Origin of the sequence: Flavobacterium sp. S87F.05.LMB.W.Kidney.N (assembly GCF_004366435.1) — a bacterium.
Lineage (GTDB): Bacteria > Bacteroidota > Bacteroidia > Flavobacteriales > Flavobacteriaceae > Flavobacterium.
In genome coordinates, this window is the sequence record NZ_SODX01000001.1 from 1,128,988 (window position 1) to 1,142,402 (window position 13,415).

17 protein-coding genes are annotated in these 13,415 nt (G+C 31.6%); 16 read left to right on the plus strand and 1 reads right to left on the minus strand.

From position 1 onward, the window contains the following. The first annotated feature begins 57 nt into the window (after nt 1–57). The gene (locus EDB96_RS04980; RefSeq protein WP_134139490.1) at nt 58–1,131 is read left to right on the plus strand and encodes an NAD(P)/FAD-dependent oxidoreductase; all 1,074 of its coding nucleotides are present in this window, start codon (nt 58–60) and stop codon (nt 1,129–1,131) included. On the opposite strand, the gene EDB96_RS04985 is transcribed toward EDB96_RS04980, so the two are convergent. After that, nucleotides 1,112–1,495: a DUF983 domain-containing protein gene (locus tag EDB96_RS04985; protein WP_134139491.1), complete on the minus strand. Its 384-nt coding sequence runs from the start codon at nt 1,493–1,495 to the stop codon at nt 1,112–1,114. The genes EDB96_RS04980 and EDB96_RS04985 overlap by 20 nt on opposite strands. 308 nt (nt 1,496–1,803) lie before the next feature. On the opposite strand from EDB96_RS04985, the gene EDB96_RS04990 reads away from it, so the two are divergent. The 15 genes from EDB96_RS04990 to EDB96_RS05065 all read left to right on the plus strand — a co-directional run bounded on the left by EDB96_RS04990 (nt 1,804) and on the right by EDB96_RS05065 (nt 13,413). Continuing rightward, on the plus strand, nt 1,804–2,379 hold the full coding sequence (locus EDB96_RS04990; protein ID WP_057117152.1) for a TerD family protein: 576 nt from the start codon (nt 1,804–1,806) through the stop codon (nt 2,377–2,379). Nucleotides 2,380–2,451: 72 nt separating this feature from the next. Further along, the gene (locus EDB96_RS04995; RefSeq protein WP_057117151.1) at nt 2,452–3,117 is read left to right on the plus strand and encodes an HAD family hydrolase; all 666 of its coding nucleotides are present in this window, start codon (nt 2,452–2,454) and stop codon (nt 3,115–3,117) included. A 2-nt stretch (nt 3,118–3,119) separates the two neighbouring features. Next, nucleotides 3,120–3,926 (plus strand): phosphoribosyltransferase family protein, encoded by an 807-nt coding sequence (locus EDB96_RS05000; protein ID WP_134139493.1) that lies wholly within the window; start codon nt 3,120–3,122, stop codon nt 3,924–3,926. A 3-nt stretch (nt 3,927–3,929) separates the two neighbouring features. Next, complete coding sequence (locus EDB96_RS05005; RefSeq protein ID WP_134139495.1) at nt 3,930–4,484, plus strand: TerD family protein; 555 nt, start codon at nt 3,930–3,932, stop codon at nt 4,482–4,484. A gap of 3 nt (nt 4,485–4,487) precedes the next feature. Beyond that, a complete protein-coding gene (locus tag EDB96_RS05010; RefSeq protein WP_057117148.1) occupies nt 4,488–5,096 on the plus strand; it encodes a TerD family protein in 609 nt (202 codons plus the stop codon). A gap of 4 nt (nt 5,097–5,100) precedes the next feature. Continuing rightward, nucleotides 5,101–6,186 (plus strand): toxic anion resistance protein, encoded by a 1,086-nt coding sequence (locus EDB96_RS05015; protein ID WP_057117147.1) that lies wholly within the window; start codon nt 5,101–5,103, stop codon nt 6,184–6,186. Between the two features lie 28 nt (nt 6,187–6,214). Continuing rightward, nucleotides 6,215–7,180 (plus strand): hypothetical protein, encoded by a 966-nt coding sequence (locus EDB96_RS05020; protein WP_134139496.1) that lies wholly within the window; start codon nt 6,215–6,217, stop codon nt 7,178–7,180. An 8-nt stretch (nt 7,181–7,188) separates the two neighbouring features. After that, entirely contained in the window at nt 7,189–7,740 is a 552-nt protein-coding gene (locus tag EDB96_RS05025) for a TerD family protein (protein ID WP_057117145.1), read from the plus strand. Between the two features lie 21 nt (nt 7,741–7,761). Then, entirely contained in the window at nt 7,762–8,421 is a 660-nt protein-coding gene (locus tag EDB96_RS05030; RefSeq protein ID WP_134139498.1) for a TerD family protein, read from the plus strand. Beyond that, complete coding sequence (locus EDB96_RS05035) at nt 8,421–8,834, plus strand: hypothetical protein (protein ID WP_057117143.1); 414 nt, start codon at nt 8,421–8,423, stop codon at nt 8,832–8,834. Before EDB96_RS05030 ends, EDB96_RS05035 begins: the two co-directional genes overlap by 1 nt. A gap of 12 nt (nt 8,835–8,846) precedes the next feature. Next, the gene (locus EDB96_RS05040; protein ID WP_134139499.1) at nt 8,847–9,485 is read left to right on the plus strand and encodes a vWA domain-containing protein; all 639 of its coding nucleotides are present in this window, start codon (nt 8,847–8,849) and stop codon (nt 9,483–9,485) included. Between the two features lie 81 nt (nt 9,486–9,566). Beyond that, entirely contained in the window at nt 9,567–10,202 is a 636-nt protein-coding gene (locus tag EDB96_RS05045) for a vWA domain-containing protein (RefSeq protein WP_057117141.1), read from the plus strand. Nucleotides 10,203–10,204: 2 nt separating this feature from the next. Further along, nucleotides 10,205–10,696, plus strand: a complete 492-nt coding sequence (locus EDB96_RS05050) for a hypothetical protein (RefSeq protein ID WP_134139500.1) — start codon at nt 10,205–10,207, stop codon at nt 10,694–10,696. Nucleotides 10,697–10,945: 249 nt separating this feature from the next. Then, nucleotides 10,946–11,998 (plus strand): TerY-C metal binding domain-containing protein, encoded by a 1,053-nt coding sequence (locus EDB96_RS05060; protein ID WP_134139502.1) that lies wholly within the window; start codon nt 10,946–10,948, stop codon nt 11,996–11,998. 5 nt (nt 11,999–12,003) lie between these two features. Continuing rightward, nucleotides 12,004–13,413 (plus strand): PP2C family serine/threonine-protein phosphatase, encoded by a 1,410-nt coding sequence (locus tag EDB96_RS05065; RefSeq protein WP_134139503.1) that lies wholly within the window; start codon nt 12,004–12,006, stop codon nt 13,411–13,413. The last annotated feature ends 2 nt before the right edge of the window (nt 13,414–13,415 follow it).

Sequence of the window (13,415 nt, forward strand, 5' to 3'; positions counted from 1 at the left end):
TTATAGAAAAACTCTTGCTACCTTTGTAGTAAGAGTTTTTTATTTATACACTTCGCAATGCTTGATTATTTAATCGTCGGATCTGGATTGGCTGGAATTTCTTTTGCCGAAACCGCACTTAAAAACAATAAAACTATTTTGGTTTTGGATAACAAATCGCAAAACTCATCTAGAGTAGCAGGAGGTTTGTACAATCCTGTTATTCTAAAGCGTTTTAGTGAAGTGTGGAAGGCACAAGAACAATTAGTTCTCATGAATGAATTCTATCACCAGGTAGAAGATAAATTAAAAGAGAAATTCAATTTTAAAATGCCGGTTTTAAGAAAGTTCTTTTCAATTGAAGAGCAGAACAACTGGTTTGCAGCTTCTGATAAAATTAATTTGGCACCTTTCCTATCTACCAAATTAATTACTAAGAAATATAATAGTATCGATTCTCCTTTTGATTATGGAGAGGTTTTGCATACTGGTTATGTTAAGACTGCTTTATTATTAGATAGTTATAGAGAATATTTGCTTGAAAATAATTTATTACTTGAGGATTCTTTTCACAGCAGTTTCCTAGAGATTTTAGATTCTGGGATTCAATATAAAAATATCAAAGCGCGTCATATTATTTTTGCAGAAGGTTTCGGAATGCATAAAAATCCTTATTTCAGTTACCTGCCTCTGGATGGTACAAAAGGAGAATTATTTATTATAAAAGCACCAAAATTAAATATTGATGTAATTGTAAATACCAGTGTTTTCATTTTACCGCTGGGTGGAAATTTGTTCAAAGTAGGTGCGACGTACAATTGGCAGGATAAAACAGATACACCCACAGAAGAAGGTAAACAAGAACTTTTAGAGCGTATCAAAGAAATTATTACGTGTGATTTTGAAATTGTAAAGCACTTTGGAGGAGTACGACCTACCGTTTCGGATAGAAGACCTCTTTTGGGAACACATGAAGTTTATAAATCACTACACATCCTCAACGGACTTGGTACTCGCGGCGTAATGCTGGGCCCGGCAATGGCTAAAGCTTTATACGATCATATCGAAAACAATATTCCTATAGATCGCGAAGCAGATATTAAGCGATTTCATAAAAGATATTTAAAAAGTATTATTTCTGACCGGCCTTAGGATCATAAGAAACAAACATATTTATATATAAGTTTCTAGAAAGGCGCAGCACAAAAGGAAATAAAACCACTAAAGTCAAAATAATTGCTACAAACGATTGTTCGATAGTAGCTCCAAAAAAGACAAAAGAAACAATAAATGCGGCAATTCCAACAGCGACATTTAGTCCGTAGCTTACATACATTGCGCCATAAAAAAACGAAGGTTCAATTTGATATTTAAATCCACAATGACTGCATTTTTCGTTCATTTTTAGAACTTTAGTCAAATGAAGCGGATTTTTGTCTTCATACATGCTTTCTTTTTGGCATTTTGGACAACTTCCTGTTAAAATACTATTTAGTTTGGATCCTTTTTTTAACATTTTTATTTATTGAGTGTAAAATGATGGTTCAATTAAGATTAGTGAGGTATTAAAATTCTTTATTTATTCACCATTTATTAAAATGTAAAGATAGTTAATATGATTGTCTTTTTTTACTTTTCATTAATGGATGATTTAGCTTCTTTTTTTGATCATCTGCCTGTATAAAATAAATAATTTTTAGTTATGATATAAAATTAGTCTGTTTTTGTTGATAAATATTTTCGTTTTTACGGAATCCCTCATTATTTAATGGTCTTCTTTTTTGTATTATTGTACAGGTTAATTTTTTAATATAAAATATTATAATGGCAATAAATTTACAAAAAGGACAAAAAATTGATATCGGATTGTCTAATATTACTGTTGGTTTAGGTTGGGATCCTAATGAGGGCACAGGGCATGATTTTGATTTAGATGCGTCAGCGATAATGATAAATGCAAACCGAAAACTTTTAGGTGAAAGCTATTTTGTTTTTTATAATAATTTATCATCTCCAGACGGTGCTTTATTACACACAGGTGATGATCCTACGGGAGGAAATAGTGACGGTGACGATGATGAGGCTATAAAAGTAGACTTAAGTAAAATTGATCCAGCTGTAGAAGAAATTCTTTTTGTGGTTACAATTGAAGATTTTGAACGCAGGAAACAAAATTTTGGACAAGTAAGAAATTCATATATCAGAATTGTTGATGATTCTAATGGGCAGGAAATTGCTAAGTATGAACTGGGAGAAGATTTTTCTATAGAAACAGGTGTTGAATTTGGAAGGTTGTATAAAAGAAATGGCAATTGGAAATTTGAAGCTTCTGGAATTGGTTACAGAGCCGATTTAAGTTATTTTTTAGAGAAATATTATTCTGGAGAAATAATAAAATAACTAAAAGTTCGCCTTTGTAAAAAAGTAATTTCGGTACAATTACTTTATGATGTTAATTTTAAATGCAGACTTTTGAAAATAAATTATGAAAATTACAGTCATCTTTCGTTTGATTTATGGCTCACATTAATAAAATCACATCCAGAATTTAAGCAAAAAAGAAATTTATTGTTTAGAGATTTTTTTGAAATTGAACACGGAATTGAGAAAGTAAATGAAGTGATTCGATATTACGATGTTTTATGCAATAATATTAATGAAAAAACAGGATTAAATATAGATACGTACGAAATTTATTACTTAATTTTAAGCGCTCTTGATGTTGACTTAAATAAAAATGGAACAGATCGTTTTCTACAATTCTATGGTCATACAGAAGAGTTGTTTTTGGAATATAAACCAGTTTTAATATATTCTGATATCGAAAAAGTATTCAAAAAAGTGACTGATGAAGGGAAGTCTATAAATATTTTAAGTAATACGGCATTCATTAAAGGAAATACTTTGCGAAAAGTATTAGAATATTATAACCTGTCACAATATTTTAAGTTTCAGATTTATTCTGATGAAGTAGGATTTTCAAAACCAAATACTGAAATTTTTCAGTTAGTATTTAACGAAGTAAGTAAATATAAACCAATAGAAAAAAAAGATGTTTTGCATGTTGGCGATAATAGTATTGCTGATTATGATGGAGCCACAAAATTTGGCTTTAATGCTCATCTATTAAAAATATAAAAGTGAATAAAAGCTACAGTTTACATAAAATTGCTGATGAAAAAATCTGTCCTTTTAAAGAAGCAGAGTACAGCAGATTTAAGTTTGGAGATAAATTTTATGCAGAGAAATTTGCTGAAGAACTCTTTGACGGGTTTGTTGATCAACATAGAGATTTAATTTTATCAGATAAAGAAATCGTTATCCTGCCAAGTCCTTATTTATCTATTCCAACAGCATCCAACTTTTTATGCTACTATTTTAAAAAAGAGCTGAATAGCTTTTTGTTTAAAAATGGAAAAAAAGCTTGTATTGAATCTAAGATTTACAGGAACCAAACCTATGTAACAGATTACGGAAATTTAGATTTTGAACAAAGAGTAAAATTAATATCGAATGATACCTATTATATCGATCGTAATTTTATTGAAGGCAAATTATGCGTTTTTGTAGATGATATTAAAATTACGGGAAGTCATGAGCACACTGTCAATAAAATATTAAATCAATACGAAGTAAAGGGCGATTTTCTGTTTGTTTATTATGCAGAATTAGTCAATAAAGAGGTTCATCCAAAAATAGAAAATCATTACAATTATTTTGCTGTAAAAAACGTAGAAGATATCGTATCTATTGTAAACAGCGAAGATTTTCAATACAATACAAGAATTGTAAAGTACATATTAAGTCTCGAAAATAAGCAGTTTGCGTACTTAATATCGAACATTTCCAGAAAAAAAAGCAATGAGTTATTTCATCTGGCTATCAGTAATAATTATCATCAAATTTTAGAATACAAAAACAATATTAACGAAATAAAAATAGAGTAGATCATGGCTATTAATTTGCAGAAAGGACAAAGAGAAAATATCAATGCACCAAAATTCACAATTGGTTTAGGATGGGATACAAACAATAGCAGTACAGGTACTAGTTTCGATCTTGATGCCTCAGCTTTTATTGTAGGTGCAAACGGAAAAATATTATCTGATGCTCATTTTATCTTTTATAATAATCTAAAAGCCCCAGACGAATCGGTTATTCATACAGGAGATAACTTAACAGGAGATGGAGATGGAGATGATGAACAAATCAAAATCGATCTAACTAAAATTGACAGTGCTGTACAAGAAATCTGTATTGTTGTTACTATTCATGATGCTCAAGGCAGAAAACAAAATTTTGGTCAAGTGCGTAATTCATTCATTCGTATTGTAGATGATTCTAATAATACTGAAATGGTTAAGTATGAATTAGAAGAGGATTTCTCAATTGAAACTGCAGTTGAATTTGGAAGAATTTACAATAAAGACGGACAATGGAAATTTGAAGCAATGGGTGTGGGAATGAAAGGCGGATTAGAGGATTATTTAAATAAATATAACTAAGATATGGCAATTAATTTAGAAAAAGGACAACGTATTAATCTTGAAAAAAGTAACGGATCAAAACTAGTAAACATCTGTGTTGGTGTGAATTGGGGAGCAATCGAAAAAAAAGGATTTTTTGGCAGTAAAAAAGAAGCAGTAGATTTAGATGCAAGCTGCGCCGTTTATGATGACAAAAAAAATCATATCGATTCGGTAAACTTTAGAAAATTAATTTCTAATGACCGTGCTATTAAACATAGCGGGGACGATTTAACAGGAGATTTAAATGGTGATGACGGATTAGATAATGAAGTTATTACGTTAGATTTTTCTCAGTTAACACCTGCTGCAAGTTATGTTGCGTTTTTTATAAATAGTTTTAGAGGCCAGGATTTTAAAGACATTCCTTTCGCATCTATTAGAATTTATGAAGGAACTCCAACAAGGGTAAGTCAAGAATTTGCTCGTTATGATATTGCAAACGATGCTTCTTTTGCAGGAAATGTATCGATGGTTTTAGGCGTTTTTTATAAAAGAAACGACGAATGGAAATTTAACGCAGTTGGAGTACCAACAAACGATAAAAAACTAGAACAAACTATTGTTACGATTCAAGAGAATCACCTATAAAATTATGGAAAACCAATTAGTTACTCAGGAGAATTCTGCTTTAATTGATAAAGATGGAAATGTGAACTTGGCTTCAATTACAGAAGCAGAAGTAAACAGCTATAAAAGCATTTCAAATCAGTTAAATGAAAATGATGCCAATTCAATCTTGAATTATGGTGCAGAAATTCAAAATTCTATAGCTAAACAAAGTGATAATTTCTTAACGAATGTAAGAACTTACAATTCAGGAGAAGTAGGCTCTTTGATTAATGATTTATTGACAGAATTAAATTATGTAGATGTTGATCAATTAGATCAAGGTCCCTTTAAAAGATTCTTATCAAAAATTCCATTGCTTAATAAGTTTATTATAGATGTAAAAAAATTATTCCAAGAATACGATAGAATTACTGTAAACATTGACAAAATCAGTAATAAAGTTAAGGCAGGAATGATTAATTCTGTAAAAGACAACAGCGCTCTTCAAACAATGTTTGATGGGAATGTGAACCTTATTAAAGAAATGGAAAAACACATTATTGCAGGTCAAATTCGTTTTAAAGAATTGAACGAAGAACTTGCTGTAATGGAAGGTAATAGTGCACAATATCAGGATTATCAAATTTCTGATAAAAGAACTTTCATTAATCGTCTAGACAAGCGTCTTGCCGATATGAAAATTGTACGTTTTATTATGCTTCAATCTTTGGCGCAAATTAGAGTTGTACAAAATAACAATACCTCTATTGCCGAAAAAGCGCAGTCTATACTAACGACAACAATGCCGGTTTGGAAAAATCAGCTGACATTGGCGGTTGCTTTACAAAGACAAAAGCAAAATATTGAAGTACAAAGAAGAGTGTCAGAAACGACAAATACTATTTTACAGAAAAATGCAGAAATGCTGAAACAAAACAGTATTGAAGTTGCCAAAGAAAACGAAAATACTATCGTTTCTCTTGAAACTCTTAAAATGACAACGAAATCTTTGATTGATACTTTGACAGAAGTAAAACAAATTCACGAGCAGGGTACGGAAACCAGAAGACAGCTTGATGCTGGTTTACAAAGTCTTGAACAAGAATTGAAAAAAGGCGTTATAAGCTAAAAATAAGCGTAAAATATTTGTAAAACTAATGCAGGAGGAAGAGGAAAGATATCTTCAAATAATAAAAGAAAGCAACAGAAAGCTTGTGATTTTAGAATTGTTATCCAATTTCTTTAATCACAAGGATCTTATTGGAGTATTGGTAAGGACAAAAATCATTCACACACTCTTTCAAAACAATAGAATACTGGATATTAATAAGCTGGAATTATTTCATATTCAGTATACAAATAGTCTTATTGATTTATTTCAAAAAATTAAAAAATCAAAAGAACAGCAGTACGTTTTAATTTCGGATGAGATTTATATTAATGATGATATTCTGTCGAAATTAAAATTAGAGGTGGGAGAGACAAAGCTGGCAAAACAAATGCAGCTGCACGCTCAGAATATGTCAAAAAAGATAGAAGAACTCTATCAGTTATTCGTAACAGAAAATGATGTTTTTTTTAATTGGAATGATTTGTTAGCATTCTCACAAAGTGTTCAGGCTGAGTATTACAGAGAAATAACAATTGATCAGTACGAAAAGCTTTCGCAGTTTAATAAAAGCGTTTACGAAAATGAATATGCTAAATTCGAAAGGAAACTTCTAGGACGTTTAAATATCCTGAATTTTAAAATTAAATTTTCCTGCGGTTTGGTTTGTAATAATGAAATTATTGAGGTTTATGAGTTTAGGGATTCTAATGATAAGTTCGTTTTTGTAGCAAACGAAAAAGCATTTTATTTTCTAAATGAAGAAGCAGTTAAAGGAATCGATATTTCAAAAAATGATTCTTCTAAAAAAACAATTATTAAAAGCCTTAAAAATAAAAATGCTGAGTTGAAAAATGAGCTTAGTACAATAAAAACAACTCTGCCAGAAAGTGTGCTGGAGGTGTTAAGTGAATATCTTGAAAAAATTTCGTCTGTAGATTTTCTGGATGAATTACAGAATGTTGATGAACAGACCAATATTTTAAAAACAATGTTGAATATTAATATAAATTAAAGAATAAAATGGCAATTAACTTAGAGAAAGGACAAAGACAAAGTATCGATGCTCCAAAATTTACTGTAGGATTAGGATGGGATAGTAATTCAAGCAGCACAGGATCAAGTTTTGATTTGGATGCTTCAGTTTTTTTAGTTGGTGCAAATGGAAAAATTCCAAATGACAATCATTTTATTTATTACAATAATTTAAAATCTCCAGATCAGGCAGTTACTCACGCAGGTGACAATTTAACAGGAGATGGCGACGGCGATGATGAAAAAATTTACATCGACTTGTCTAAAATTTCTCCAGACGTTTATGAAATCTGTTTTGTAGTTACAATTCATCATGCAGATACAAAAAGACAAAACTTCGGTCAAATCAGAAATTCATTTATCAGAATTTTGGATCAGTCTAACGTTGAGTTGGTTAAGTATGAACTTGATGAAGATTTTTCTATAGAAACGGCGGTTGAATTTGGAAGAATTTACAAAAGAAATGACGAATGGAAATTTGAAGCTGTTGGTATCGGAATGAAAGGCGGTTTACAAGATTACTTAAATAAATATAATTAATTTAAAAAACATTAACTCAAAATGGCAATTAACTTAACCAAAGGTCAAAAAATTGATTTAAGAAAAACGAGTGGAGAAACTTTAACAAACTTCTGTGTTGGAGTAAATTGGGGAGCAATCGAAACGAAAGGCTTTTTAGGATTATCAAAAAATGTAGTAGATATCGATTTAGATTTAAGCTGCGTATTGATCGATGATCAAAATAAACTTTGTGATCACCTATACTCTCCTTTGTATAGAGTGGAAGTTTTACAACAATTTGGTTTACCAAAAGGTAAATTAGTTAGTGTTGACGGAGCTTTAAAACATACTGGTGATGATCTTGCAGGAGATACTGGAGGGGATGACGGATTAGATAATGAAATTATCATAGTTGACCTTTCTAAAGTTGATGCCAAAGTGAATCAAATATTTTTCTTTTTGAATAATGCAGGAAAAGAAGATTTCTCTCAAATTCCATATGCAAAAATCAGAATGTATGAAGGTACTCCAACAAGAGTAGTTTCTGAATTTGCTTCGTATAATGTAGCTGCAGACCGTCAATACGTAAATAAGCGTTCTATTATTATGGGTAAATTGTACAAACGTAACGGAGAATGGAAATTCAGCGCAATTGGTGATCCAACAGATGATACGTTTTTAGGACAAACTATTCACAAAATCGTTCAGTCTTACCTATAATGCAAATCAAAAATATCGAAGGACTAAGAGTTTCTCAGGTAAGAGACCTAGTCGATCAAGGCGGGAAGTTTGTGATCTTTCCGTACACCATTTCATTTGTTATAATGACTTTAAAAAGAAGCTCTGATATCTATTTTATCAGACCTGACGAAAATACTTTCAAGTATTCTTATGGATATGTTTTATTAAATTTCTTTATCGGATGGTGGGGATTTCCATGGGGACCAATTTATACAATTGGCTCACTTTATCATCATATAGTAGGAGGTAAAGACCTTACTCAATTAGTAATGAGTGAATTGATACAAAATGATCCTGAAGCTAATACAAGTACTTATAATATTGGTGGAGTTGAAAGCTCTAATCAGGGCAGTAATGCCTCTGAAACACCAACTTATAATATCCCTGTTTAAATAAATTATACCATGAGAAGACTGCCTGTTTACTTACTATTAGATACATCTGGTTCAATGACTGGTGAGCCCATCGAAGCTGTTAAAAACGGCGTGCAGATGATGATTAGTTCACTTCGTCAAAATCCACAAGCTATTGAAACTGCTTTTTTGAGTGTGATTACTTTTGACAGTACTGCACAGCAAATTATTCCGTTGACGGATTTAGCCTCTTTTCAAATGGTTGATTTAAAAGCAACTGGAGTAACTGCTTTAGGCGAAGCTTTAAAATTAACTGCACAGAAAATAGAAACTGAAGTTGCAAAAACAACAACAGAGCAAAAAGGTGACTGGAAACCATTAGTTTTTATTATGACCGATGGAATTCCGACCGATAACTGGGAAAGTGGTCTAGCCGAATTTAAAAAAGTAAAAACAGCTTTTACTGTTGCATGCGCTGCAGGGGGCGGAGCAGATACCAGTGTATTGAAACAAATAACAGATACTGTAGTAAGTTTAGAAAACGCAGATAGCGCTAGTATTGGAAAGTTTTTTCAATGGGTAACAGCTTCAATTGGTGTAACATCTACAAAAATTGAAGATTTAGGCAGAGAATTTACAAATGTAAAAGAATTACCTTCGCCGCCATCTGAACTAAACATTGTAGTTTAAGTTTAGGGAAGGCGGAGTTTATAATACCGTCTTAATAAAATAGTTCGGTAATTTATTGTTTACTAGTTTTTATAAATCATTATGAGAAGACTACCAGTATATTTTTTGCTAGATACTTCAGGTTCAATGTATGGAGAACCGATTCAAGCCTTGAATAATGCTTTAAGCGGTATGATTAACACATTGCGTTCAGATGCCCAGGCTCTTGATTCGCTTTGGATTAGTATTATAACTTACGATCGAGAAGTAAAAGAAATTGTTCCTTTGACAGAATTGGTTCATTTTCAGCTTCCTGAAATAACTTGTCCGCAAAGTGGTCCGACCAATACGGGCGCAGGTTTAGATTTTGTAATTCAGAAAGTAAAAACAGAAGTTATAAAAGGATCTGCAACTCTAAAAGGTGATTGGAAACCATTATTATTCGTTTTTACTGATGGAAAACCATCAGATATTCAATTCTACAGAGAAAAAATTCAAGAAATAAAAGCCTTAAATTTTGGTGCAGTTGTAGGTTGTGCGGCCGGACATATGGCAAACGACAGTATTTTAAAAGAGCTTACAGACAATGTTGTGCATTTAGATTCTGCTGATAGTTCTACTTTGAAGCAATTTTTTAAATGGGTTTCTGAAACCATCGAACAAGGAAATAAAAGTCAGGGAACGGGAGAAAGTGTAACGCTGCCGCCACCGCCAAGCGAAATAACAGTTGTGGTTTAATTATGGAAGTAATTTTAACAATAATATCTGTTGTATCCTTATTGTACAAAATAATTTCTTCAATAAGTGAAGCTTCAGATAGTGGCAGTTCGCATCGTCATGTGGATACAAGCAATTATTATTTAGATAATTATGAATTTAGCGAAGAGGAAAAATTAGACAATATGAATATTGATAATTTAGTTGTTTGCTATAATTCAACTATTGCTGCTAATCATTCAATTAAAAGCGCTGTGCAATCGTTAACTTATAATATCCACCAAAGCGATTTGGTAATAAAAGATATCATTGTGCGAAGAAATTGTATTTATGTAAAAGTAATGCATGCAATACCATTTTCAGAATGGAATAAATGTTATGGAGCGGCTTTCTCTATCAATTATATGGAGCCAAATAATAGTTTTTCTGTCTATGGAATGGACAAAATAAATAAAGAAGAAGTTGCAGCTTTTAAAGCTATTTCAACGGAATTATTAGCCACACTTTCAAGATGATTTTATTTAAAATATTTATCAACGTTTTAATTGTCGGTCTGTTTTTATATTCAAAATTATTGCCTTATAAAGATAAATTGAATCCTCAATACAAAACGGTTTTTGATTTTTTCAATAGTATATTTTCTCCCATATTCAATTTCTTAAAAACCACAATAAAACCTTTTCAAGTAGGTGTAGGTCTTGCAGTTGATATGACACAGATCGTACTATTAATTATTTTTTTAATGCTATTAAAATTCCTTTAAAATGAGAAGATTACCAATATATTTTTTAATCGATATTTCTGAATCAATGGTTGGAGAACCAATTCAACAGGTTGAAGAAGGATTGGCCACTATAATTCAGGCATTAAAAACAGATCCGCATGCGCTGGAAACCGTTTATGTCTCCATTATCGTCTTTGCCGGACAGCCTAAAACATTGGTGCCTTTACAGGAAATAGTGAGTTTTTATCCTCCTAAATTTCCAATAGGAAGCGGTACATCACTAAGTAAGGGGCTTGGACATTTAATGTATGAATTAAGAAGTAATATCGTTAAAACCACTTATGAAGTAAAAGGAGATTGGAAACCAATAGTATTCTTATTTACAGATGGAGTTCCGACAGATGATACGCAGGCAGCAATAAACGAATGGAAAAATAATTGGCAGCGAACTGCAAATTTAATTGCGGTTTCATTTGGAAACGAAACAGATACAAAACTACTGGGACAGCTTACAGAAAATGTACTTCACTTTAAAAATACAAACGTTCAATCGTATAAAGAGTTTTTTAAATGGGTTACAGATTCTATTAAAACAAGCAGTATTAGTGTTGAAAATAACTCATCTGGATTTGAATTGGCAAAATTAGATGGAGAAACAATTTCTAAAATTGATTTAACCAAAGAAGAACCAAACAAACAGTATGTTGATGATAATTACGTCGTTCTTAGTGGGAAATGCCAAAATACAAAGAGACCTTATTTGATGAAATACCGCAAGAACATTGCGCCTTCAATATATGCAGGAATTGAGCTGGCTTCAAAAAATTACAAACTAGTAGGGGCTTATCAGGTTGATAATAATTATTTTGAATTGGCAGATAACTCTAATTTCAACAATAAAGTAAATACCGAAGAACTATTTGGCGCGCCAACCTGTCCTTGCTGCGGCAATCAAATTGCTTTTGCAGTATGTGTATGTCAAAAAATACATTGTATTGGCGACGAGCAAATCAGTACATGTCCATGGTGTAATAATCAAGGATCTTATGGATATGGAGAAGGCGGTTTTGATGTAAACAGAACACAAGGATAATACGTATGGAAGAGACCAAAAGATACCTGCAGTCTTTATTATTCCAAAATAAAATCGATATTCCCGAAAGTAAACAAACTCTTTTTGAAGATTTCATTAATAATGAAAACAATATCACAGCAGTAAAAATAATTAAAGAAAAACAGCGGATGATTATGCAAAATTGGAATTTAAAAAATCGAATTGATGATATTACACATCAATCTGTTTTTCTGCCAAACGGTACTGTAAATAAAATATACGACGCTAAAATTGATTTTGCGCAGCTGGGCTGGATTGATTTTACTTCTTTCGAAATTCAAAATTTAGAAGAAACGGGACTTACTTTTGACCATGAGAGTAAATTGCTTTTTGGAAGCCCAAAAATAAGTGGTGATTTAAAAATTAAACTCCTTTTTAAAATTGAAGGCGAATCTGAGGAAACGCCATCACATGAAAAGATATTGACGGTTATTGTAAATCCAGATCCAAAATCCCTTTGGAAAAATATAGAAAGCGATAAAAATGCTCCTTTTGCCAAAGATGATCATGTTGCAATTTCGAGCACTTTTTTAGATAAAAAAATTGTTGTGGCTTCAAAAAGAGGAAGAAGTCATGCAAATGTCGGCTCTTTTAGAGAAGACGATTTTGCATTCAAAAATTTAGATTCAAATGGCTGGAGTGTCTTAGCAGTTTCTGATGGAGCAGGTTCTGCAGCGTTATCCAGAAAAGGTTCAAAATTGGCTTGCGATACTGTAGTTGACTATTTTGAACAAAATCTTGATAAGGAAAATCTAAAGGATTTTGACGAAATTTTGCTAGAGCACTATAAAAAAACAGATTTAGAAACATCAAAAAAAATAAGTCATTTTGTTTATAACACTTTATTAAAAGCATCTCATTTCGTCAATCAGAAAATCGAAGAATTTGCTGGTAATATTGATGAAGAACTGAAAAAATTTCATGCGACTTTAATTTTCGCTTTAGTTAAAAAATATGATTTCGGATATGCCATCTTAACTTTTGGAGTTGGAGATTGTCCGATAGGTTTATTAAATAAAGATTTGACTGAAGTGACATTAATGAATTTTATAGACGTTGGCGAATTTGGGGGCGGTACAAGATTTATTACTATGCCGGAGATTTTTCAAAGTGAGAAACTTTCTTCCCGATTCGGCTTTAAATTAGTTGATGATTTCTCTTATTTAATGCTAATGACTGATGGAATTTACGATCCAAAATTTGTAGTTGAGGCCAATTTGGAAAAAATTGAAAAATGGAACGAGTTTTTATCTGACTTAAAAGGGAATAATCAAGACAATTCTAAAGTTGATTTTGATGATGAAAACGGAGATGTTGCAGCCCAGCTTTCTAATTGGATGGACTTTTGGAGTCCTGGCAATCATGATGATAGAACTCTTGCTATAATTTATTAAAT